Source organism: Marinobacterium stanieri (assembly GCF_900155945.1).
In the GTDB taxonomy this organism is placed as follows: domain Bacteria; phylum Pseudomonadota; class Gammaproteobacteria; order Pseudomonadales; family Balneatricaceae; genus Marinobacterium; species Marinobacterium stanieri.
In genome coordinates, this window is the sequence record NZ_FTMN01000001.1 from 394,983 (window position 1) to 418,913 (window position 23,931).

Consider the following 23,931-nt stretch of genomic DNA (forward strand, 5'->3'; position numbering starts at 1 on the left):
ACGTACCAACCCCTTGAAGCGCAACCCTTTCTTTAAACTTTTTTCATTTTTTTCGTAATCTGGCCCTGCAACCAGCTTTGAGCGGGTTCCGGCTTATGCAGCAGGAAGCCTTGCAGCAAGTCGCAACCGTGTGCGGCCAGAAAGTCCGCCTGAGCCACATCCTCTACCCCTTCAGCTACAACCCGCAGCTTGAGCTGGCGCGCAATGGACAGGATAGAGCGCACAATGGTGCGGTTGTCCTCATCCCCTGGCAGGTTCTCGACGAAACGCCGGTCAATCTTCAGTTCGCTCAAGTGCAGTTTTTTCAGATATGCCAAGTTCGAGTAGCCAGTGCCAAAGTCATCCAAGGAGAACTTGATACCAAAGAAGGACAGGCGATCAATACTTTCCTGCACCTCATCTGACGTATCCAGAAACAGGCTTTCGGTGATCTCGATCATCAATCGTCCCGGGTCAACCTGTGACTCCCCTATCAGCTCGATGACGCCATCAACAAATGCCGCGTCATGAAACAGCGCAGAACTGAAGTTAACCGACAGCGGAATAGACAGGTTGGCAGCCTCGAGCTGCTTCAAGGCCTGCAGTGACTGATTCAACACCAGCAGCGTCAATGGCTTGATCAGGCCGGAAGCCTCGGCCACCGGAATGAACTCTCCCGGAGAGACCGGCTTGCCCTCAGGACCGTTCAACCAGCGCACCAATACTTCAGCACTGCATACCGTACCGTCACCACAGAACTGAGACTGCACGGCGATCGACAGCTCATCCCTCAGAATCGCGTGCCGCAGCGCCTCTTCCAGTTCAAGCTGACGGCGAGCATTAATGCCGAGCTCAGCCTGATAAAACTCGACCTGCCCTGTTCCCGCTTCACGCGCCCGACACAATGCCAAATCGGCATGCCGTCTCAGCGCTTCAAAGCTATCGCCCTGCTCTTTCAGTTGCGCTACACCGGCACAAGCCGTCAACGCAAGGCTGCCACTTGAGCTGCGAACAGAATCCGCCAGCTCGGTACACAAGACATGCAGGCGCGCCCTTGTTTGGGCTTCACTTTGGTCCCCCATAAACAGCAGCAAACCAAACTCATCCCAACCTACATGCGCCAGCAGCTCCATGGGTTGATTCAAGAGCCTGCTCAGGCGCTTGCCAATTTGATTGAGCAGACGATCACCAAAGTCATGGCCATAGGCTTCATTGATGCGCCCGAACTGATCCAGGCCAAACAAGACAAGTCCGTAGGATGAAGCCACCTCGGATTCCAAACATTCAGCCACCTGCTCTTCCAGCAGCCGACGGTTCGGCAAACCGCTCAGTGGATCATGGTAGGCAAGGTGCTGAAGTCGCTGCTGGGCTTCTTTTTCTGCCGTTACGTCCTGCTCAACCGAAAGGTAGTGACTGACAACACCTTGCTTGTTGCGGACGGGCGAAACCACTGCACGCTTGACCATGCGCTGACCATCCTTACGGCGGTTCACAAACTCACCGCGCCAGGATTCTCCGCGCTCCAGTGTTGACCAAAACGCCCTTTTTTCGGCGTCAGGACGGGGAGCCCAGGCACGAAAGCCAGGACGCAGGCCCAGGACTTCTTCCGAACTGTAACCGGAGTTGGCCTCAAAGCCCCCGTTCACGTAGGTGATCTCACCAGCAACGTTGGTAATGATGACGCTGGATGGGCTTTGATCAATCGCATGCCTGAACAGCATCAGATCAGACTCGATTTTCTTGCGCTCGGTAATATCCCGCTGAGTACTGACAAAGTGGGTATGCTGCCCCTGTGCATCACGCAAAGGGCGTATACAGACCTCTACCCAGTACGGCTCCCCCGCTCGTGTATAGTTGATGAGTTCTTCACGAACTTCCCTCTGCTGGTGCAAAGCCTCTGAAATCCGCTTCCGAGCCTTTGGATCGGTCTTCGGTCCCTGAAAGGTTCTTGGGCTTTTACCTAGCAGATACTCTCTGGAGTAACCCGTACGATTAACAACCGCCTGATTGACATAGACAATGGAAGGCCCAGCATCCAAATCGGTATCAGTCACAATTACCAGATCAGACAGGTGGTCGAGGCTGGCCTGCATGAAAAGCAAGTGCTCTGCATCGGCTTCAGAGGGTGTGAGGGGCACGGAGTCTCTCGCGTTCAGTTATACGTTAGCGCTATAGCCGGGGGGCCACGCAAATAGAATCGCGGATTGTAGGGTTTTAGTGCTGAATAAGAAACTATCCCTTAGCGGTAATCTGTAAAGGGCTTGGGTTTGAATTTGTCTTCCTTGGCCAACTCCTCTGCCCTGCGTTTTTTTTCTTCTGCTTCCTTGATCAAGCGCTCCTGCTCCACGACGGCCTGAAGTTCATCAATATGAGTACCCAGTTCGTAAAGCTGCCGGTCCAGTTGCTGGGTATTATTCAGGCTTTGCAGCTTTGCCAAAATGGTACGAAAGCGTGGTAAGGCAGGCCCCGCTCCTCGTGCCTGCTCAGTTTCCTGAGCATCCATGATTTCGACATCTATACGCGTACGCGTATAAGCCTCCTTGACCTGATAGATGACAGACTCCGCCTCGGAAACACGTACAGTGCCCTGCTTTTTCAGCTCGCTCAGGAACTGAAAAAGCTCTCGCAGCAATGAAGCCGTCCGCTCTGCATGGTTACGATCCGTATGCAGCGTCATGCTACCCGGCGGATGCTCAACCACCGGCAGCGCCTGCGCCCGGATGCCCTCAAGCTCCTGCAGTTTTTTCTGGTTTTCTTCACTGCGCTCAAGCTCCAGCGTCAACTTCCAGCGCTGTACCAGGTAATTAACCAGCAAGTCGCGAATTTCACGGGTAATGTAATGTTCCGGCAACGTCCTTAGAAGGTGGTCAGCACGTCGTATCTGATCCTTGAGCAGCAGCAGTCGCATACGCCGCTCACGGCGCTGCGTCTCAATGTTCTGAATGGTAAATGCGATCATTGCCATCACTACAACGACTGCAATGATCAAAAGGCCGGTCTCGGTCGGAGTCATACCCTTTCACTTATTGTTGTGCCGAAGCTGTTGATTCTATAACAAAAAATTGAATAAAAATGCTTGACCAACCCGTAACACGACATTAATATTCACGCCGTTGTTACGCATCAAGGCGTACAGCTGATGTCCCGTTCGTCTAGTGGTCTAGGACACCGCCCTTTCACGGCGGTAACAGGGGTTCGAACCCCCTACGGGATGCCATTGCGGGAATAGCTCAGTTGGTAGAGCACGACCTTGCCAAGGTCGGGGTCGCGAGTTCGAGTCTCGTTTCCCGCTCCAATCTCTTTCATCACGTAATTACAATCTATAGCCCTTTCTGGGCGACCCGTTTTTGTATCTCGGGGTCGCGACCGGAACGCCGGCCGACGGGATGCCGTCCAGATCAGTCTCTTTCCCGCTCCAACCTTTCCATATCGTTTTCTTAAGTAAAGCACCCTGGATACATATATGTGTATTTTGTGGGAGCGCACTCCGTGCGCGAACAGCCACTTCATTCAACACCCGGAACTTATCTCTTCAGCCACACTCATATCCTTCCCGGCTATTCGGCAGTCTTTGTACGACCGACAAGCTACATTTTTCAGGACCTGCATGCATGCTTCCGTTAACTGAGCGATACTCAGTAGGGGACAACAGGGTCCACACAGCGCGTATATTAAGGAAGGAACATGCAAGTAACTCTGGAGCAGTGGCAAGCCTTGCTTGCTGTCGTGGATGCCGGTGGCTACGCCAAGGCTGCCGAGCAGCTGGGCAAAAGCCAGTCAGCAGTAAGCTATGCCATTCAGCGCCTTGAGTCAGGGCTCAGTATTCGCGTGTTCAAACTGGAAGGCAGACGCGCAACCCTGACCGATTCGGGTGAAGCACTCTATCGCCACGCAAGACGACTCGTCGAACAGGCCCAGCAAACCGAGGAGCTGGCACGTCAGTTTGGCCAGGGCTACGACCCTCAAATCAGCCTGGCCATGGATACCATCTTCCCTCGCGAATGGATGCTCGACATACTGGCGGCCTACACCGAGGAGCACCCACACACCCGCATCGAACTATTGGAAACGGTGCTCAGTGGCAGCGATGAAGCTGTACTTAAACGCCAGGTTGACCTTTCCATTAGCGGACGCGTCCCACCCGGTTTTCTGGGTGAAGCATTAATGAGCATACGCTTCATTGCCTGCGCTCACCCCGACCACCCGCTGCACCATCTTGGCCGAGAACTGACGCTTGACGACCTCAAAAGTCACCGCCAGCTTGTGGTCCGTGACTCGGGCAGCCGCAGCGTGGATTCCGGCTGGCTGGGCGCAGAACAGCGCTGGACCCTCAGTGACCTTGACCTGTCATTGATGACAGCACAGCGCGGCATCGGATACGCCTGGTACCCTGAAACCCGCGCACGCGCCCTGCTGGATAGCGGACAACTCAAACCCCTGCCTTTGAGCAGCGGCGGCGAGCGCTGGGTCGAGCTTTATCTTATTTTGACTGAAGGGGAGCTGGCTCGCCCCGGCGTCAAGCAATTGGCCCAAATGATCAAAGACCATGCGAATAGCCAGCAGGAATTCAAGCCAGTAGAATGAATACTCACACTTAAAAACGTTAAACGATCATGGAAAAACCCACCCCACCCGCCGATGGCGAATGTTGTGAGTGCGGCTGTGAACCCTGCGTCTGGGACAGCTACTACGAAGAGATGCACGCCTGGAATGCCGAGCAGAAGCGCCTGAAGGAAGGCGAAGCCGAGCAGGCAAAGGAGCAAACCGAGCCGACGTCTAGCAACGGCTGACAGCCTGAAGCACATCGGGCAGGCCCACCACATATCCGATATACTGCGCGCAAATCAGACCTGAAGGACCCTGTAATGCTCAACAAAGTCGTGATTCCTGTTGCCGGCCTTGGCACCCGAGTTCTGCCTGCCAGCAAAGCCATCCCCAAGGAAATGCTGCCGGTTGTTGATAAACCGGTTATTCAGCATGTCGTTGAGGAAGCCGTCGCTGCCGGCATGACCCAAATCATCTTGGTCACTCGCAGCGGCAAGGCTGCGGTGGAAGACCACTTTGACCGCAACGCAGAGCTCGAGCAGGTCCTGGAAAGTAAAAACAAGGATGCCCTGCTGGCATCAGTCCGTGACATCCTGCCCGCGGGTGTGCAGCTCATTTCTGTGCGACAGGACGAAGCCAAGGGGCTGGGCCACGCCGTGCTTTGTGCAGCCACACTGACAGGCAGCGAAGACTTCGCTGTAATGCTGCCGGATATGCTGATTGACACCAACAGCGATACGCCTGACTTCCAGCAGATGGTCAGCGCTTACGCTGACAGCGGTGTTGGCCAGATCATGGTTGAAGCTGTCCCGCCCGAGCATGTAGAGCGCTATGGCATTGTTGACTGTGGTGGCCAGCAACCCGCCAAAGGCAGCAGCAGCCCCATGCATGACGTAGTCGAAAAGCCGCCACGTGAACAGGCCCCATCCAACCTGGCAATTGTTGGCCGCTATGTTCTGCCGGCACGCGTTATGGAACTGCTGAAAACCACTGCCCCCGGCGCGGGTAACGAAATTCAGCTGACCGATGCCATCAAAACATTGATGCAGGAAGGAGGCGACCTGAATGCCTTCACCATGTCTGGCAACCTTTACGACTGCGGTAATAAAGCCGGACTGCTGCAAGCCAATGTAGCCTTTGGCCTTAAGCACCCTGAAACAGCTGAAGAGCTGCGCAGCTTCCTGCGCACCCAGAAGCTGGATAGCTGAATACGGCAGACAGATACCCCGACAGGCCCCGTTAGAGAGAACAGGAAATCATCATGACCGATCGCCTCACCCTTACCCGCCCAGACGACTGGCACCTTCACCTGCGCGATGGCGAAGTGCTTGAGCACGTTGTACCCGCTACCGCTCGCCAGATGCACCGCGCCATCGTCATGCCGAACCTGCGCCCACCGGTGACCGATGCCGAGCAGGCGCTGGCCTATCGTGAGCGAATTCTGGCGGCAGCACCTGAGGGCAACGGTTTTGATCCATTGATGACGCTTTACCTGACCGACAACACCACCCCTGAAACCATTGCTGCTGCCAAGGCAACCGGTAAGGTTGCTGCCGTCAAACTCTACCCTGCTGGCGCCACCACCAACTCTGACTCCGGGGTTACCGACCTGGGCAAGCTGGATGCGGTGTGTGAAGCACTTGAGGAAGCCGGTATGCCTCTGCTGGTTCATGGCGAGGTTACCCATAACCATGTGGATATCTTTGACCGTGAGAAGAAATTCCTCGACGAGATACTGACGCCGCTGGCCGGCCGTCACGCCAACATGAAACTGGTGGTTGAACACATTACAACCCGCGATGCCGCCGAGTTTGTAAATGCTCATGGCGATAACGTGGGCGCCACCATCACCGTGCAGCACCTGGCCTACAACCGTAACCACATGCTGGTAGGCGGCATTCGCCCACACCTGTTCTGCCTGCCCATTCTGAAGCGCAATGTGCATCAGCAGGCCCTTCAGGATGCCGTTGTCAGCGGCAGCAGCAAATTCTTCCTGGGCACTGATTCAGCGCCACACGCCAAGGGCGCCAAAGAGAGTGCCTGTGGCTGCGCCGGCTGTTACAGCGCGTACGCAGCGATTGAGCTCTATGCAGAAATCTTTGAAGACCTGGGTGTGCTGGACAAGCTGGAAGGCTTTGCCAGCCATCACGGTGCTGACTTCTACGGTCTCCCGCGCAACAGCGATACCATTACATTGGTTAAAGAAGATTGGCAGGTGCCTGACGAAATGCCGTTTGGCTCGGATATTATCGTGCCGCTGCGTGCCGGCGAGACTCTGCGCTGGAAACTGGAAGGTTGATATGTGAGGGTTCGCTCGGGCAGCGAGTAACAGGCTCTGATGGGATCTGGTATTCGCTCGCGGAGCGAGCTCCCACATGGATTTTCACAAGAATGGGTTCCGGCCGGGTTCCGGTGGAAGCTGACATTCGCTTGTGGAGCGAGCTCTTACATGGACTCTCCTAGAGTGAGCTCTAGATTCTAGTTGGGCTGACATTCGCTCGCAGAGCGAGCTCCCACAGGACTTTCACTTAAGTGAGCTCCGAATTCTAATGGGAGCTGACATTTGCTTTTGAGACAAGCTCCCACAACCTGTTATTGAGCTTATTCGCAGGCTCAGGCTATTAGCTATTGTGGGAGCGCACTCCGTGCGCGAATCCCTAATTAACTACCAGTGCAAAGATAAAAAGGCGCACAACGGCGCCTTTAGTGTTCCACATCATCCCTGACCATTACTCGCTGTGGATCAGCCCATCCAGGCGCTGAACATCCAAACGGTTTTCTCTTGCTGCGTGATGTAATCACTCATCAACGTCGTTGTACCTTCATCATCTGCCTCACCGGCCAGCTCCATGATTTCACGCTGCAGGCCGATCAAAACCCGGTAGCCTTCCAGCAAGCCCTGTACACAGTCACGCCCTGCCGTAACGTTCTGGGCTTCCTTGATTTGGCTGGTTTCCAGATAAGTACTGAAAGCGTGAGTCGGCTGTTGACCCAGTGTCAGAATACGCTCGGCAATTTCATCCACTTTCAGCAGCAGGTCGTTGTACTGCTCCTCAAACTTGACGTGAAGCTCAAAGAATTCCGGGCCTTTCACATTCCAGTGAAAGCCCCTCACGTTCATGTAGAAGATCTGGTAACTTGCCAGCAGCTCATTCAGTCGCTCGGCCAGCTGAGTGGATTTCTCGGAGTCCAGTCCAATTCGATTCGTGTGCATCATTAGCCTCCTCGCTGCCTTGAATGTGTTCTCAAGCCTAGTACATCCTACGCATGACTATCAAAAGTCGTTCTCTATTGCAGCGATTAACCCTTTCTATAATGCGCCCCGCACTTCTATAAATAAAAACTATCGAGCTTTTAGCTTTAATTTATTTCAAACATTCACACTTTAGTATTAGCATGTAAGGGTTCAACATGACCCACTCACAAATGGAGATAGACTGTAATGGGTATCGTTAATACCGAGATCAAACCGTTTCAGGCAACAGCGTTCAAACAGGGTGAATTCGTAGACATCACCGAAGCCGACGTTAAAGGCAAGTGGGCTGTATTTTTCTTCTACCCGGCTGACTTCACTTTCGTTTGCCCGACCGAACTGGGCGACGTTGCGGACAAGTACGAAGAGCTGCAGAAGCTGGGTGTTGAAGTGTTCTCCGTGTCTACTGACACTCACTTCACTCACAAAGCTTGGCACGATGCTTCCGAAACCATCGGCAAAATCAACTACTACATGGTTGGTGACCAGACTGGCAACATCACCAACAACTTCGGCGTAATGCGCGAAGGTATGGGTCTGGCTGACCGTGCTACTTTCCTGATCGATCCGGAAGGCATCATCCAGGCTGTTGAAATCACTGCTGAAGGTATCGGCCGTGACGCTGACGACTTGCTGCGCAAGGTTAAAGCGGCTCAGTACGTAGCTTCTCACCCGGGTGAAGTTTGCCCGGCGAAGTGGAAAGAAGGCGAAGCAACTCTGGCTCCGTCTCTGGACCTGGTCGGCAAAATCTAAGCCTGACTACCGGTCTCCCACCGACCGCCTTGGTCGGTGGGCTCTCCCCTCCCCTTGCTCCACCGAAAAACCTGAATCCCAATTTCCTATCACAGGACACGAACCATGTTGGATGCCAACCTGAAACAGCAATTGGACGCCTACCTGCAGAACATCGTGACGCCGATCGAACTGCTCGTGTCCAGTGATGACAGCCCCAAGGCAAAAGAGATCGAAGAGCTGGCAGGCGAAATCGCCTCGCTCAACGACAAGATCAGCAACACCACCGGCGATAACCGCCGCACGCCAAGCCTGGCCATTGCCAAGGCCGGCGAAGCGCCCCGCGTCCATTTCGCTGGTGTGCCCATGGGCCATGAGTTCACCTCGCTGGTACTGGCACTGCTGCAGGCCGGTGGCCACCCGTCCAAGGCTGATGCCGAGCTACAGGAGCAGATCCGTAATCTGCCGGGCAAATACGACTTCGAAACCTACATCTCGCTGTCCTGCCAGAACTGCCCGGACGTGGTGCAGGCGCTGAACCTGATGGCGACGCTCAACCCGAACATCACCCATACAATGATCGACGGCGCCCTGTTCCAGCAGGAAGTGGACGAACGCCAGATCATGGCAGTGCCTTCCGTGTACATGAATGGCGAGCATTTCGGCCAGGGCCGCATGACACTGGAAGAGATCGTCAACAAGCTGGATACCGGTGCCGCCGAGAAGAAAGCCGCTGCGCTGAACGAGAAAGAGCCTTACGAAGTACTGGTTGTAGGCGGTGGCCCGGCCGGAGCATCCGCTGCGATCTACGCTGCACGTAAAGGTATACGTACCGGCGTGGTCGCTGAGCGTTTCGGTGGTCAGGTAATGGATACGGTCGGCATCGAGAACTTCATCTCCGTGCCCTACACCGAAGGCCCCAAACTGGTGGCCAGCCTGGAGCAGCACGTCAAGGAGTACGAAGTTGACGTGATCACCGAGCAGGCCGCGACCAAGCTGAAAAAAGGCGAGCTGATCGAAGTAGAGCTGGCCAGTGGCGCAACCCTGAAAAGCCGCAGTGTGATTCTGGCCACCGGTGCGCGCTGGCGTGAAATGAACGTACCGGGTGAACAGGAATATCGTGGCAAGGGTGTAGCCTACTGCCCGCACTGTGATGGCCCGCTGTTCAAGGGCAAGAGCGTCGCCGTGATCGGTGGCGGTAACTCCGGTATAGAAGCCGCCATCGACCTGGCGGGTATCGTCAAGGACGTGACCGTACTGGAATTCGCTGACACCCTGCGCGCCGATGATGTACTTGTGAAAAAAGCAGAATCTCTGCCCAACATCACCATCATCAAGCAGGCGATGACCACCGAGGTATTGGGTGACGACAACAAGGTTGTCGGCCTGAAATACAAGGACCGCAACACCGATGAAACCCACGTACTGGACGTAGCCGGTATCTTCGTTCAGATCGGCTTGATTCCGAACAGCGAATGGTTGAAAGACAGCCTGGAACTGAGTGAGCGCGGAGAAATTGTCATTGATAGCCACGGCGCTACCTCCATGCCGGGCGTATTTGCAGCGGGCGATGTTACCACTACGCCGTACAAGCAGATCGTCATTTCCATGGGCTCGGGCGCAACCGCCGCACTGGGTGCCTTTGACTTCATGATCCGCAACTAGACTCTGGCGCCATCAAAAAAGCCGCTTCTCATGAAGCGGCTTTTTTGGTTACCGAGGTCTGCATGCGCCTGGCCAGCACAAGCTTGTCGATTTGATCTCGCACTGCTTCAGGATCACGCACAAAACGCCATTCAAGGCCGTTATTGCCACGCCCTCTTAACGTCAGGCTGCCCCAACCCAGAAGCCGTCCTGCGAGGCTCCGCTCAAGGGTGACACCGTCCACACTCAGCAGGTACAGATCTTCGCGGTGTTTGCCCAAAAGGCCATGGTTAAGGGTAAGGCGCAGGTTGGTCACCTCATACCGGGTGCTGAACTCCCTCACCAACCGGTGCAATGCATCCAGTGCAAACAGCAGTGCAACCAGACCCAAAGCGATGGCTATCCAGCTAGCCGGAATACCCGCACCTTCCCACAGAAATCGAGTTGCCAGCTTCCGGTATTCTTCCACCAGCCACCAGCTATCCCAGAAAGGCGGGTTTGCCAGCGCACGTGCGGACAAATAGATAAATACAAGCGTCACAACCAGGTCCAGCGCGCCACGCGTCAGGGCCAGGCAGGAACGTTTAACCGATAATAGCGTTTTCTCGTTGGGCAGCATCACGGATCCTTGTCAGCCTTGAAATCTTCCGGCGCAATTCTAGCCCGAATCAGCTTAATAAAACCCTACCCTGACAAATTTTCGACTCCCGTCCACAGTCAGAGCTTCATGCGAGAAGCTCTGGGTGCATATGAAAGTACAGAACTAATAGGGAAAGGCTTACCCCAGTGCGGCATCCAGTACCAGCATGGCGGCAAAACCTCCCATTAGACCGAGCGTGGCCGGCGTCTGATGCCCGTTACGATGGGTTTCAGGAATCACTTCATGCGAGACAACAAAGATCATGGCTCCGGCAGCAAGACCCAGCCCGACCGGATATGCCAAAGGCATGCCGCCGGAAATCCCTATTCCGACAAAAGCCCCCAGCAGCTCCATCAGTCCGGTGCCAGAGGCCACCACCGCTGCCATAATCGGGCTCAACATGGCCGCACGCAATGCCAGCGCCACCGCCAACCCCTCGGGTACATTCTGAAACAGAATCGCGGCCGTCAGCGGTACGCCCACACTCATATCGTTGTCGGCAAAGCTGACCCCGATCGCCATGCCCTCCGGCAGGTTATGCAGTGCAATAGCCAGGAAGAACAACCAGACACGGCCGATACGCTCACAGCCGGGGCCGCAGGGACCTTCGTTGTCATGCTCGTGGGGCGTGAATCGATCCAGCCCCAACATCAGCAGCACACCCAACCCCATGCCGGTAATCACGACCGCAACCGGCAGCATAGGCATTGAAATCAGTGCTTCAGCGGCTTCGATACCGGGCAGAATCAGGGAAAAGGTACTGGCAGCCAGCATCATACCGGCAGCAAACCCGAGCATGGTGTCCTGGGTACGCGCCTTGATGTTCCCCAGCATCAAGGCAAGAAAGGCGCCCACTGCTGTCGAGACGAAACCGCCAACACCACCGAGCATGGCATTTTGCAGACGCTCTCCACCCCCGTTCTGTACAGCGACAATACTGTTCTGTAACAACAGCAGCAAAACAACAATCAGTGCGACCGACATGCCGATGGCAGCAAACCGGTGCCGGATAAGTTCACGTTTGAGTGCCGCACGAAAGCTGTCATTCAGCGCCTGAGCCTGCTCCATGAGAGGATCTCCAATCAATCATCGAATGACTAGAGACTAAGCTCCTTCAGAACCCAGGTCCAATGAACCCGACCTATTCAGGTTATAGGTCCGCTCAATACAGCGACCCATCAAGCACTGAACAACTGAGCTTTACGCTCACGCTTGACGCAGTACATCCGCTTATCCGCAATATCCAGTAGCTGCTCCGGCTCAACGCCGTCACCAGGAATAACCGCCGTACCGATACTGGCGCTCAGTTGGTACGACTCGCCCTCGAAAAGAAATGGAGACTGATTGACGGCATCAATGCGTGCAGCCGCTGACTCAACACTTTCCGGACTTTCCAGCGTCGCCAGGACAACGCCAAACTCATCCCCGCCGAGACGTGCAGCGGTATCAATATCACGGGTTGCCTTGCCAAGGCGGTGGGCAAACTCGAGGATTACGGCATCCCCCACCCGGTGGCCATAATTGTCATTGATCTGCTTGAGCCCATCCATATCAATCATCAACACCCCTGCCACCTTTTTATCCCGGTCGATCAATGCCACAGCATTACGTAACCGGTCCATAAACAGCGCACGGTTTGCCAGCCCGGTCATATCATCATGGGTTGCCTTGATGAACAGGTCATCACCACTGTATTTCACAGAAAAATACATGGCAGCAGCAATCACATCTGACAACATGCGCAGCAAAACCACATCGCGCTTCTGGAATTTATCCGGTTGGGCAGAAAGGGCTTTGAGCGCACCAATAGCAATGCCTCGGTGCTTGAGAGGGATAATGATCATCGACCTCAACCCCACTCGGTGGCAGGCATCAAGATCTACACGGGTATCGGTTTCGACATCCTTACACAGCAGGCTTTTGCCACGGCGTACACACAGACCGGTGAGGCTCTGGTCGATTTTCAGCCTTAACCCCAACTGAGGTCGAGCAATACCGGCAGCCGCACGGTAGACCATGTCCTCACGCTCCGCCAATTCAATAGCGGCACCATCAGCATCAATCAGTGATAGCGTCTGTTCGACGATGAACTGCATGGCCCCACCCAAATCCAGCCCCAGCTTGGCAAGCTCACTTTGGATACGGATTACCTGCAGCAGCTGTCTGCGCGTAGGCATGATCCAGTCCTGAGTTGACTACCGGGGGCCAATAAAGGCGAAGGCAAAGCAATAGACTTCCCCCTCAATCATAATAGTCGCCGAAAGTGAACGATGCCATTTCAGGAAACGAACAGAGAGAGAACGGCCAGGCTACCCCGCAAAAAATGGGCAGCCTGACGCGGGGTCAATCCACCATACGTGGGTCTACAGCCGCCAATTCAGCGGGCATTTTGTAGTGCTGGTGGCGATTGAGTCGTTTTTCCAACAGACGGAAGGAGCCGATCATCACGGCGGCAATCAGCAGATAGAGCACGCCGGCCGCGGCAAAGATTTCCAGCGGTGTATAGGTACGCGCAATAATCGTACGGGCAGCGCCGGTAATATCCAGCAAGGTAATCGTGGACGCCAGGGAACTGCTTTTGAGCATCAGAATCAGCTCATTGCCGTAAGCAGGCAGCACGATACCGAAGGCACGGGGCAGCACAATCCGGCGAATCTTGAGTACACGGCTCATACCAAAGGCATCGGCCGCTTCCAGCTCACCCTTGGGGATTGCCTGGATGGCGCCGCGAATCAGCTCGGCGGAGTAGGCTGCAGTATTCAGAGTGAAGGCAATAATTGCGCACCAGTAGGGCTCGCGCAGAATCGGCCAGAGTACCGATTCACGAATCACTTCGAACTGCGACGCTCCGTAGTAGATCAGGAAGATCTGCACCAGCAGCGGTGTGCCACGGAAAAAGAAGATGTAGCCAAAGGGCAAGGCACGTAGCCAGGGGTTGTGCGATGCACGCATCAGCGCCAGCGGTACTGCCAGCAACAGCCCCAACAGGCCGGAGAAAAACACCAGCTCCAGCGTCAACCAGACACCGTCGATCAGGCGCGGGAAGTACTCAATGATGACATTCCAGTCCCAGTTCATGCAGCAGCCCTCCGTGAGGCCGGATCAGCGCGACGCTCAAGCCAGGTAGTCATCAGTGTGGAAATGACGGTCAGTCCCAGGTAGATCACAGCTGCCGCCATGTAGAAGGTAAACGGCTGCTTGGTCGAGCCGGTTGCGACATAGGCCTGACGCATAAGGTCGTTCAAACCGACCACCGAGACCAGCGCAGTGTCTTTCAACAATACCTGAAACAGGTTTCCCAGCCCCGGCAGCGCCAAGCGCCATACCTGTGGCAGGATAATTCGGAAGAAGGTTTTCAGCGGTGTCATGCCCAACGCTTGTGCGGACTCCCACTGCCCTTTGGGTATGGCCTGAATGGCAGCTCGAAACACCTCGGTGGAATAGGCACCAAAAGCGATCGACAGGGCCGCAACACCCGCAGCAAAGGCGCTGATTTCAATGTATTCGGTATAGCCAAACTGCTCGGCAATGGCCATCAGGACCATGGAGCCACCGAAATAGATCGTCAGGACCAGCAACAGCTCGGGGATACCACGAATAAAGGTGGTATAGGCGGTTGCCAGCGCGCGAGCCGGCCAGAAACGGGACAGTTTAGCTGATGCACCAAGCAGGCCGAATATCAGGCCGAATACCAGGCTGGTCAACGCCAGTTTGACCGTCACCCAGGCGCCGGACAGCAGCAGGTCACCAAAACCAAGTAAATCCATTGAACAGAGTATCCGCTAGCGGAGCCGACCGGGGCCGGCTCCAGTGTGGTATCAGTAGATGGAGAACGGGAAGTAACGGGCGTTGATCTTCTCGTAGGTACCATTTTCAACGATCGCCTTGATGGCCGCATTGAATTTCTCTTTCAGCGGGTCACCCTTGCGGATCGCGATGGCAATTTCGTCATCGATATCGATGTCTTCGCCCTTGAAGTCAAACCCCTTGCCATCCTCGGAACGCATCCAGTCGTAGGCCGGGAACTTGTCAGACAGCAGCGCGTCCAGACGGCCGTTGGCCAGGTCCAGATAGGCGTTGTCCTGAGTGTCGTACAGTTTGATATCAACCACGTCAGCCAGGTTATCTTCCAGATACTGGCCGGCAATGGTGGCACGCTGAGCACCAACGGTCAGACCTTTCAGGCCAGCTTCGCTGGTATCCAGTTCCTTGCCTTCAGCGGCAACGAAAGCCAGTACATTGGAGTAGTAGCGATCGGTAAACTCGACCACGCGCTGACGCTCTTCCGTCACGGACATGGAGGCGATGATGGCGTCATATTTGCGCCCCATCAAACCGGGAATGATACCGTCCCAGTCCTGCGCCACGATTTCGCAGTCAGCCTTCATTTCAGCACAGAGTGCCTTGGCAATTTCAACATCAAAACCGGCCAGTTCACCCTGCTCGTTAATCAGGTTGAACGGCGCGTAGGCACCCTCGGTGGCGATACGAATTTTATCGCCAGCCAGTGCCGCTGTGCTTGTCACGGTAGTAACGGCTGCCAGAGCCACTGCAGAGATCAGTTTGTTTATTTTCATAGAGTATTCACCGATTCAGTTGTATTGAGATTGACCCTTTTTTCCAGCAAGATTCAGACCATCATGAATGACTTGCCATGAAGTCCCTTACGCGTTGTGAGCGCGGGCGGTCAAACACTTCCTCCGGGGTACCGGATTCTTCAATCTGTCCCTGATGCAGGAATACCACCTGACTGGATACCTCACGGGCAAAACGCATTTCGTGGGTCACAATCAACATGGTTCGGCCTTCCTCGGCCAACGAACGCATCACCGCCAACACCTCATTAACCAGCTCAGGGTCGAGGGCGGAAGTAGGCTCGTCGAACAACAGGACTTGCGGATCCATCGCCAGTGCGCGAGCAATGGCAACACGCTGCTGCTGACCACCGGACAGGTTGGCCGGGTAGGCATCCGCCTTGCTCAGCAGCCCGACCCGCTCCAGCAGCTCTTTGGCCCGGCTGACCGCCTGCTCGCGGGGCTGCTTCAGCACCTGGGTCGGTGCTTCGATGATATTTTCCAGAATGGACTTGTGCGGCCAGAGGTTAAAGCCCTGGAATACGAAACCGACCTGGGCGCGCATCCGCTCCAGCTGGCGACGGTTACTGGCCTGAAGGTCGCCGTCCTTGCCCGCTGTCAGTGCCAACTCTTCACCGGCAATGCGAATCTGCCCCTGACTGGGGCGTTCCAGCAGGTTGATACAACGCAAAAGCGTACTCTTGCCGGAGCCACTGGAACCCAGTATCGAGATCACCTCGCCATCACTGGCGCTGAGAGAGACGCCTTTCAGTACTTCCAGCGAGCCGTAGGACTTGTGAATGTCGATCAGTTCTAGTGCGGTCTTCTTTTCGCTCATGGACAACCCGGTAGGCCATAGGACCTTTGGTCAAATTAAACGGCGGATAGTACTACTTTTGCTGTAAAGCGTCACCTTCTGGCCTCATATTCCAGAAATGTGCTAATTACGGTTTTCTTATGACCTGGCCAGGGCTTCCAGCTCAGCCCCTGTCAAACGGTATACCGTCCAGCCATCCATCGGCTTGGCACCCAGTGACTGATAGAAGCCGATGGCAGGTTCATTCCAGTCCAGAACCGACCATTCAAAACGTCCGCAGCCTTTGGACACAGCAATACCCGCCAGGTGCTTGAGCAGCGCCTTGCCCGCTCCGACCTTGCGATATGCCGGCGACACATACAGATCCTCAAGATACATGCCGTTTCGACCCAGCCAGGTCGAGTAATTGTAAAAGTACACGGCAAAGCCCACCGGCTCACCTGCTACCTCACAAATGACCGCTTCAACAGTAGACTCAGGTCCAAAGATGCTGGCTTGAATATCAGCTTCCGTCGCGACTACCGCTTCCGGCTCCTTCTCATAGTTGGCCAACTCCTGAACGAACCTGAGCATAAGACTGGCATCGTCTGCAGTCGCATTTCTGATTTCAACCGGGTGCATTCCTTTCTCCTTCTATGCTTAGGCCGATAAAGCTGATTGTGCGGGCACAAAAAAGCCGGCCCTGTTTTGGCCGGCTATTGTACGTTGCCATGAACTGCATGCCAGTACCCTGCGCTTCTGGCCCGATCTGGTACCGACGACTCACCCCTCCCCTTTGGCCAGCAGCCAAAGCTGGCGACGGTCAACGGTATCGATCTGCTCCTCAGGCAGGTAGCGACGGGCATATTCCAGATACACTTCAGATTCAAGGAACAACTTGAATACGGCCCGATCCAGATGCCCGTCCCGCGCCATGAAAGCCAGAATCCGCAGCGATTCGGAAAGAGTCTTGGCTTTCTTGTAAGGTCGGTCTGCGGCAGTGAGTGCTTCAAACACGTCAGCCAACGCCATGATACGCTCGGGAATACTGAGCTCACCGGCGTGAAGCCGACGCGGATAGCCCTGGCCATCAACACGCTCGTGGTGGTTACCTGCAATTTCCGGCATGCGACGCAGTTGCCGCGGCAGCGGCAGGCTTGTCAGCATGCGAATCGTTTGCACAATGTGATTATTGATACTGAAACGCTCTTCCGGGGTCAGTGTGCCGTAGCGCTGGGTCAGGTTATAGATTTCGCCCAGATTTTGCTGATGCTGCGGCAACTTCATATCAAAGCCCCAGACATTGTCAGGGTTGTCAGCTTCAACTGGCGGGCGGCGACCATTCCATGACACCAGATGTTCAGGGCGATCCGACAGTAAAGGCTCGGTAACCGGCAGCTCGCCTTCAGAGGGCATGCGTTCCAGCTCGATTTCGGCAAGCCCCAGGCGTTTATCGAAGTTGCGCTCCCAGGTGCGTTGCGCGATACGATGGACGTCGGCCAAATCTTCATCTGTCACTGATTCAGCCCCCAGGTTGAGCCGTGCCACCCGCTCGAAGTCAGCCTGCAGACTTGCCTGCTCCTGCAGTAACCGCTCGTGTAAACCGGCTTCGTTCTCCTGCGCCAGCAGCCCCTTCAAATAGCGAATTTCGGCATCACGCCAAAGCACTTCAAAGCGAGTCCGCACCTCATGAATACGGTTATACAACGCGTCCAGTTTGACACTTTTATCCAGCACGTATTCGGGCGTGGTTATCTTGCCGCAGTCATGCAGCCAGGCCGCCAGATGAAACTCATACCGCTGCTCTTCGCTCATCTGGAAGCGTTCAAACTCACCGTCACTGCTTTTGCATGCCTCATCTACCATCATCTGTGCCAGTTCGGGCACACGTTCACAATGACCGCTGGTATGGGGCGATTTGGCATCAATCGCATCGGCCAGCAAATGCACGATGGCATCCAGCAACCGTTTTTGGGCTTCAATCAGCTGGCGGGTTTCAATCGCCGTTGCCGCCGATCCTGACAGTTCATCGACAAAATTGGCCAAGGCCTGCTGTGCCTTGGGATCAGTATCGGTAATACGCAGCACCATAAAGCCAGCCGGCTCAATCTCACGACCCTTCAAGGGCGTGACCAGCCAGTGCCCCTGACCATCCGGCAAGGCTTTTTCCAGCTGCGCGCCAAGCATCTTGCTGTTGTTGCTGTCGCCCTTGACTGTGCGTGGCAGGCGTGTGGACTCTTCCCGACCACTGGCCAGTGTCAGCGTTGAGGTCTCGGGGTCAAGCAGATAGATCGAACTCTCTTCAGCCTCGATACTGGCCTTGAGGTGTTCAGCCACACCCGGCAGCATGCGCTCTAGCTGCTGCTCACGCGCAAGTGTATGGCTGATGGCCTGGAAGTGACGAATCGCATTCGCCATCCCTCCCAGTACTTCATTGAGCTGGTTAACTTCACGCACACCAGAAGGCTTAATACCCGAGCGGCTGAAATCGAAACGCGCCAGCTCACGCACCCAACTCGACAGTCGATCAAGTGGGCGGGTCAGACGATAGGCCATGGCTGCACCGATAAACAGCGCCAGCAGAGTGATTGAGAGTGCCCAGTATACATAGGCCTGACGCCGGTCCCTGATCCCGGCAAGGAGTTCACTGGCAGGCACTGCCATCAGTAGCTCAAGTGAAGCGCCCTGCATGGCTAACAAAGGTTGTCGCAAACCGAACCACTGCTCTTCGCCCTCGTTAAATTGCACCATGCGGCCATCCAGTTTGGAGACGGCTCTCATCTTTTCGAGTGCGGGTACGCCCAGCTCCCCCAGATTGGCCAGACGCACATCCTTGCCCTGCTGAATCAGCATGGCATTCAGATCCGGCCAGGCCACCACCGTGCCCGTGGGGTCAACAACTACCAGCCGGTGCGCACCTTTGGGCTTAAGCGCAGCCAACTCGCGCGAAATTTCTTCCACCGACGCATCAATGCCAACGACCCCACCACTGGCTGATTGCCGAGACAGGGTTACCCCCACTTCACGGGTGGTAAAAAACAGATAAGGAGATGTCAGTACGGGCTCTGACTTCCCCTGGGCTTCCTCGTACCAGGGCCTGAGGGTTGGATCAAAGCTATAGTCGGGGACCTCTCGCCTTTCCACCAGCGCCATTTTGCTGTCAAAAAACAGCCAGTAGCGCTCAACACGATCGGTATCGATGTGGTCGACACTTTGCACCATCCACATTGCCTGTTCAGGTGCGTTCAATAATTGGCGCACGCGATCAGACTTAAGCTGACGCAGGAGCACAAAATCCTTGTCAGGATAGCCCGCATAGATGGCACTGGTAACAGGGTTGGATTGGAGAACCTGTACCAGTAATGGCAGGCGTTCGAGCCGCTGTTCAAGCGAGCGGGCTTCAAGGAGGGTATCGTGCACCAGCAGCTGGATACTGTTTTGCACTGGTGCCAACAGGCTCAGATTGGCACTATCCAGACGCCCGGCAAGGTGTTCAGAAGAGGATTCGGCCGCTTCCAGCAACAGGTCCCGCTGGTCGATATACGCCCGCGTGATGAGAATGGCACTTAGCAGCAGTGTGATGCCCACGATCACCGTGACCATCACCCATTGCAACGGGAAACCGCGTCTGGAAAGCGCCATTTCAAATCCTCTCTGAGTGGCAACAAAAATCCTTGATGTTGGAGTATAGATCAGCCGATAAGCATTAGTTTCCGATCATGATAGCGACCCATCGCGTCGATGGGCTTTGTTCCAGCGCAATTTTAACGATCATGGTGAGCGGAATAGACAGGAACATGCCCGCCGGCCCAAACATCCAGCCCCACACCATCAAGGAGAGGAATACCACCAGAGGCGACAACCCCAGCCCTGTGCCCATATAGCGTGGTTCCAGTACATTCCCCATGAGTAAGTTGACGGCAATATAGCCGGCCGCCACCAGCGCGGCATCGGGCAAACCCAGTTGAACAATGGACAGCAGTACCGCCGGCACCGCGGCAATGATCGAACCCACATTGGGAATGAAGTTCATCAGCGCAGCCACCAGCCCCCACAGAGGCGCAAAGTCCACGCCCAGGAACCATAACCAGGTGGTAATCAGAAAACCGGTCGCAATACTGATCGTGGTTTTGATCACCAGATATTTGTTCACCTTACGCACGAAATCATCCGCTTGCTCCAGTGAATGCTCAGCACTGGGCAACGCCTTGTGCAGCTTATCCCCCAGCAGGGTTGCTTCCATGAGCAGGAAGATCACGACAAATACGATCAACATCAGATCCGTCAGCAACCCACCCAGGTTGGTCAGAGCATTGCCTGCCAGACGCATCAAGGAGCCCGGATTGAAGTGATTGAGAAACTGCTCGCGGGTAACAGGCAGTCCAAGACGCTCAAAGAAAGGCAGGAGTTTAACCGCCTCTTCCTGAAGCCGGGCCTGGTAGGTGGGTAGCCTGAGAGTAAAGGTGTCTATCGCCGAGCCGACAAACAGCACCAGTACCCAGCTGAAAATCATCAGCGTAAACACCAGCAGCAGGATTGCCAACCAGGGCGGCACCTTGTGAGAGGTCATCCAGGCCAGCGGCGGGGCACAGATAATGGCGATGAAAATGGCCAGCAGCATGGGCACGACAATCGCTTCAGCCACCTTCAAGGCGCCCAAAACAATCATCAATGCCGCCAGCCCCAGCAGCCATTTAAACCCTGAGGAAAAACTCGCTCCGTTGAAATCCGACATAGGTGACGGCTCCTGTGATCGCAGACCCGGTTCAGGCCTCTTCCTTGAAATGAACTTCCAGCGTTGCTTTTTGCTCAGCGGTCAGGCTCTGGGCGCAACCATTGGCAAAATCATAGCGCACCATGTAGGCCTTGCCCCGGGCACCCAGCTTTCCGTCCTGCCAAGCCTCCTGCAGCACCGTGAAAGAACTGTTACCAATTTTGCAGATGAACGTGCGAATCTCGACATCACGGCCATAAAACAGCTCGCCAACAAAGTCGATTTCGATACGCGCCATGATCAACTCCCACTTTTTAGTGTCGAGATCCGGCGTAAAAATTCGAAACAGGTCATTGCGCGCGCCCTCAAACCACTGTGGCAGACGGGTATTATTGATATGGCCCAGCCCGTCAGTGTCGTAAAAAGCGGGTGTCAGGGTTTGCGAGAACATCGTGGTAACTTCCTTTCACTCATATTTGCGCCCAGTATATCAGTGCAGACAGGATTCCCGTCCAGCTTCCACCCGCTCGGGTGCCCGCTTCCTACAACGCTGGCACCTTGAAACGCGTATCCTGGTATTGCATGACAACGGCGCGTGGAATGATGGAAATAACCCTCAACCCCGGGCGAACAAAGTCCTGCTCCCGCATGACTCTCCCCTCATACTTCACCAGACGTGAAGCGGGATCTTCTGCGTAAATATGTACCGAGAATCTCAGCCCCTGCAGCTCCCGTTGCTGCGAAGCCGGTAGTTGACGCAGATATGGCAGTCCCTCAAACGGGTCTGTGCTTATCAACCGGGCTTCCCCCACTGGCTCTTCCACCGGGGCTGACTCGGTCGTGACAGCTGGCGTTTGCTGAGGCGTCAGGTTCCGGTTTTGCCCCCTGGTCGCACCAGCAGAATCAGCCGCAGGCGCTCCGAGCTCAATCCTTACCCCCTTGAACGCCGACACCCTGTCTGTGGCAGAAACATCCTGTGGGGGGGCCGCCGCTGCCACAGGCGGGTCAGTATCAGTTCGATCATCTGCTTTGGTTATTGCCTGCTTCGCATTTTGCCCCTGCCATAACCAGACACCCAATAACAGCAGGATCAGCACCAGCAGTACGCGACCGAACGCCTTTCCTGACACGGCTTGTGCCGGTTCGGCTGGCACAGCATCAGGTGAGCCACCTCTGTCAGCCTGGCGTTCCGACCGCTGCCGGGTTGAAGCTTTTAGTGCATCGTGAATATAGGACATCTCAGAGGACCTCACTTCAGCCACTCAAACGCGGCAACTCGGGCTGCAGCAGGCTATTTAGTCGAATCAACGTGAGGGGCCCGGCAATGCCATCCACTGCCAACCCCTGTTGCTGCTGAAAATGTTTGACCTGTAAATAAAGCTGGGCATCGTAGTTCAGCTTTCTATCAGCCTTCTCTCCCCGCTGTTGCGCCAGCTGACGGTTCAACCAGTCGACACCCGCCCCTTGGCTTCCTGGCCATAAGGGCCCCGGGTATTCGGGAGGCTGACGCCAAAGCAACGTGAACTGCCCGCCCCACAGCTCCTTCAAGCGTGATACGGGTATCTTGTGGACCTGAGCATTGACAATAACCTCAGCCCACCCTGCTTCCAGCTGGACCAGAAGTGCTTCGTAGTCCTGTTCCTCTGCCTTCAACGTAATCACTGCAGGACGGTCCAACTGCATGAGCTGTAGCATGGTGCCTTGCATCGACAAACATCCCAGCCCGTGCCGGGCGGCATAGTCGCACACGACAGGGTCCTGACGCGGGTCGTACTCCAGCTGCCAAATTGAGAACAACTCCATGTAGGCCAGCACCTGGGCGAGGTTCACATCCTCTGGAGCCGGCCATTCAGCATGACTAACTGGCTGCCCATTGGTGAGCCCAACATTCGCATTGGACACCTGTGTTGCCTCAAAGCCATTGCCCACATCCATGCCCACATCGAAGTCACTGGACACCGCAACATTTTCCAGGCCGGTATCACCTTTTTCCCAGGGGAAAAGCTGCTGACGCAGTACGACAAGGTCTGCCTCGCCAAGCACTGGTGCCTGCTGCTCTTTTACAAACGCCTGCCAACTCAGGTACTCGGGCACTTTCAGCTGCCCACTGAATAGTATGGATAACCCAAGCCCGGTACCCCAGCCAAGCAGTCCCAACAAAATGACCAGTGACACCCAAAACAGCATGGAGCGCCGAGGGTGCAAACAGGCTCCGCTTTCGTCCCCTAACACCTCCCTGGCCGCTTTTTGCAGGGTTTTAACCGTGACCTCATTTCCGGTTTGAACATAGGTTCCCAGCAAGGCACGGTCACATATTTGATTGATAACTCTGGGCAGACCTGAGGAGAGGCGATAGAGGCAGTCGATGGTGGCAGCGGGGAAAACAGGACGACTGAGACCGGCCACATGCAAGCGATGTTCGATGTAACGTTTCAGATCCGGCTCTGACAAGGGCCCGAGATGGTATCGGGCGCTGACACGCTGGGACAGTTGGCGCAGATCATCACGGGCCAACCGCGTCAGCAGTTCCGGCTGGCCCAGCAGTACTACACGCAGTAACTTGGCTTCACTGGTTTCCAGGTTAGTGAGCAGGCGAACCTGCTCCAGAGCCTCAAACGAAAGCTGCTGTCCCTCATCGATGATGAGCAGGGTGTTGCGCCCCTGTGCATGCTGCTGCAAGAGAAAGTCATAGATCAAGCTGCACAATTGTTTCATGGAGGGTGCAGAGCCCGCCTCTGTCTCTATGCGTAACTCTTCACAAATGGCTTCCAACAGTTCTCGCGGCTCCAGTTGCGGATTCAGAATCAGAGCAAAGTCGGTTGTGTCAGGCAGGTGTTCAATTAAATGCCGGGAAAGAGTGGTCTTGCCGGTACCGACCTCGCCGGTCAGAAGGATAAAACTGCCATCAGCAGTAATACCGTAAAGCAGGTGTGCCAGTGCCTCTTCGTGCTGCTCACTCATATAGAGATAGCGCGGGTTGGGCGCAATGGAGAATGGGGGCTCCTGTAAGCCAAAATAATCACAATACATGACACATCACCTTTCTTGTGCCAA

General features: G+C 55.3%; 22 protein-coding genes and 2 tRNA genes. 8 read left to right on the plus strand and 16 right to left on the minus strand.

Features of this window, described 5'->3' with window-relative positions:
• Nucleotides 1-32 precede the first annotated feature (32 nt).
• Both BW956_RS01890 and BW956_RS01895 read right to left on the minus strand, forming a co-directional pair.
• Nucleotides 33-2,117 carry a GGDEF domain-containing phosphodiesterase gene (locus BW956_RS01890; protein ID WP_076460352.1) on the minus strand — a complete coding sequence of 695 codons (2,085 nt, stop codon included), beginning with the start codon at nt 2,115-2,117 and terminating at the stop codon, nt 33-35.
• A 101-nt stretch (nt 2,118-2,218) separates the two neighbouring features.
• Nucleotides 2,219-2,992 carry a hypothetical protein gene (locus BW956_RS01895; protein ID WP_076460354.1) on the minus strand — a complete coding sequence of 258 codons (774 nt, stop codon included), beginning with the start codon at nt 2,990-2,992 and terminating at the stop codon, nt 2,219-2,221.
• 128 nt (nt 2,993-3,120) lie between these two features.
• Between BW956_RS01895 and BW956_RS01900 the strand changes: the two genes are divergently transcribed.
• The 6 genes from BW956_RS01900 (at nt 3,121) to pyrC (ending at nt 6,823) form a co-directional block, all read left to right on the plus strand.
• A tRNA-Glu gene (locus tag BW956_RS01900) sits at nt 3,121-3,196 on the plus strand.
• 2 nt (nt 3,197-3,198) lie between these two features.
• Nucleotides 3,199-3,274, plus strand: a tRNA-Gly gene (locus BW956_RS01905).
• A 389-nt stretch (nt 3,275-3,663) separates the two neighbouring features.
• Nucleotides 3,664-4,563, plus strand: coding sequence for a LysR family transcriptional regulator (locus BW956_RS01910; protein ID WP_076460356.1), 900 nt, complete (start codon nt 3,664-3,666; stop codon nt 4,561-4,563).
• A gap of 29 nt (nt 4,564-4,592) precedes the next feature.
• On the plus strand, nt 4,593-4,769 hold the full coding sequence (locus tag BW956_RS01915) for an oxidoreductase-like domain-containing protein (RefSeq protein WP_076460358.1): 177 nt from the start codon (nt 4,593-4,595) through the stop codon (nt 4,767-4,769).
• Between the two features lie 75 nt (nt 4,770-4,844).
• A complete protein-coding gene (gene galU, locus BW956_RS01920) occupies nt 4,845-5,732 on the plus strand; it encodes a UTP--glucose-1-phosphate uridylyltransferase GalU (RefSeq protein ID WP_076460359.1) in 888 nt (295 codons plus the stop codon).
• A 53-nt stretch (nt 5,733-5,785) separates the two neighbouring features.
• Nucleotides 5,786-6,823: a dihydroorotase gene (pyrC, locus tag BW956_RS01925; protein ID WP_076460361.1), complete on the plus strand. Its 1,038-nt coding sequence runs from the start codon at nt 5,786-5,788 to the stop codon at nt 6,821-6,823.
• A 444-nt stretch (nt 6,824-7,267) separates the two neighbouring features.
• Here the strand turns inward: pyrC and BW956_RS01930 are convergent, their stop codons facing one another.
• Entirely contained in the window at nt 7,268-7,741 is a 474-nt protein-coding gene (locus BW956_RS01930) for a Dps family protein (RefSeq protein ID WP_202798537.1), read from the minus strand.
• Between the two features lie 231 nt (nt 7,742-7,972).
• Here BW956_RS01930 and ahpC point away from each other — a divergent pair, with 231 nt between their 5' ends.
• The gene (gene ahpC / locus BW956_RS01935; protein WP_471777533.1) at nt 7,973-8,530 is read left to right on the plus strand and encodes an alkyl hydroperoxide reductase subunit C; all 558 of its coding nucleotides are present in this window, start codon (nt 7,973-7,975) and stop codon (nt 8,528-8,530) included.
• A gap of 105 nt (nt 8,531-8,635) precedes the next feature.
• On the plus strand, nt 8,636-10,174 hold the full coding sequence (gene ahpF / locus BW956_RS01940) for an alkyl hydroperoxide reductase subunit F (RefSeq protein WP_076460362.1): 1,539 nt from the start codon (nt 8,636-8,638) through the stop codon (nt 10,172-10,174).
• 28 nt (nt 10,175-10,202) lie between these two features.
• Here the strand turns inward: ahpF and BW956_RS01945 are convergent, their stop codons facing one another.
• From BW956_RS01945 to BW956_RS02005, 13 genes are all read right to left on the minus strand, one after another.
• Entirely contained in the window at nt 10,203-10,772 is a 570-nt protein-coding gene (locus BW956_RS01945) for a PH domain-containing protein (RefSeq protein ID WP_076460364.1), read from the minus strand.
• Nucleotides 10,773-10,931: 159 nt separating this feature from the next.
• A complete protein-coding gene (locus BW956_RS01950; RefSeq protein ID WP_076460365.1) occupies nt 10,932-11,861 on the minus strand; it encodes a ZIP family metal transporter in 930 nt (309 codons plus the stop codon).
• Between the two features lie 110 nt (nt 11,862-11,971).
• Nucleotides 11,972-12,970, minus strand: coding sequence for a sensor domain-containing diguanylate cyclase (locus BW956_RS01955; protein ID WP_076460367.1), 999 nt, complete (start codon nt 12,968-12,970; stop codon nt 11,972-11,974).
• Between the two features lie 166 nt (nt 12,971-13,136).
• On the minus strand, nt 13,137-13,871 hold the full coding sequence (locus tag BW956_RS01960; RefSeq protein WP_076460368.1) for an ABC transporter permease: 735 nt from the start codon (nt 13,869-13,871) through the stop codon (nt 13,137-13,139).
• On the minus strand, nt 13,868-14,560 hold the full coding sequence (locus tag BW956_RS01965) for an ABC transporter permease (protein WP_076460370.1): 693 nt from the start codon (nt 14,558-14,560) through the stop codon (nt 13,868-13,870). The genes BW956_RS01960 and BW956_RS01965 overlap by 4 nt, the downstream gene beginning before the upstream one ends.
• 51 nt (nt 14,561-14,611) lie before the next feature.
• Nucleotides 14,612-15,370 carry a transporter substrate-binding domain-containing protein gene (locus BW956_RS01970; protein WP_076460371.1) on the minus strand — a complete coding sequence of 253 codons (759 nt, stop codon included), beginning with the start codon at nt 15,368-15,370 and terminating at the stop codon, nt 14,612-14,614.
• 61 nt (nt 15,371-15,431) lie between these two features.
• A complete protein-coding gene (locus tag BW956_RS01975) occupies nt 15,432-16,205 on the minus strand; it encodes an ABC transporter ATP-binding protein (protein WP_076460373.1) in 774 nt (257 codons plus the stop codon).
• Nucleotides 16,206-16,322: 117 nt separating this feature from the next.
• Complete coding sequence (locus BW956_RS01980) at nt 16,323-16,805, minus strand: GNAT family N-acetyltransferase (protein ID WP_076460374.1); 483 nt, start codon at nt 16,803-16,805, stop codon at nt 16,323-16,325.
• Between the two features lie 141 nt (nt 16,806-16,946).
• Nucleotides 16,947-19,805 carry an HD domain-containing phosphohydrolase gene (locus BW956_RS01985; protein ID WP_076460376.1) on the minus strand — a complete coding sequence of 953 codons (2,859 nt, stop codon included), beginning with the start codon at nt 19,803-19,805 and terminating at the stop codon, nt 16,947-16,949.
• A gap of 64 nt (nt 19,806-19,869) precedes the next feature.
• The gene (locus BW956_RS01990) at nt 19,870-20,898 is read right to left on the minus strand and encodes an AI-2E family transporter (RefSeq protein WP_010325009.1); all 1,029 of its coding nucleotides are present in this window, start codon (nt 20,896-20,898) and stop codon (nt 19,870-19,872) included.
• A gap of 31 nt (nt 20,899-20,929) precedes the next feature.
• Nucleotides 20,930-21,328: an acyl-CoA thioesterase gene (locus BW956_RS01995; RefSeq protein ID WP_076460378.1), complete on the minus strand. Its 399-nt coding sequence runs from the start codon at nt 21,326-21,328 to the stop codon at nt 20,930-20,932.
• 91 nt (nt 21,329-21,419) lie between these two features.
• Nucleotides 21,420-22,115 (minus strand): general secretion pathway protein GspB, encoded by a 696-nt coding sequence (locus BW956_RS02000; RefSeq protein WP_076460380.1) that lies wholly within the window; start codon nt 22,113-22,115, stop codon nt 21,420-21,422.
• 16 nt (nt 22,116-22,131) lie between these two features.
• A complete protein-coding gene (locus BW956_RS02005; RefSeq protein ID WP_076460382.1) occupies nt 22,132-23,907 on the minus strand; it encodes an ExeA family protein in 1,776 nt (591 codons plus the stop codon).
• Nucleotides 23,908-23,931 lie beyond the last annotated feature (24 nt).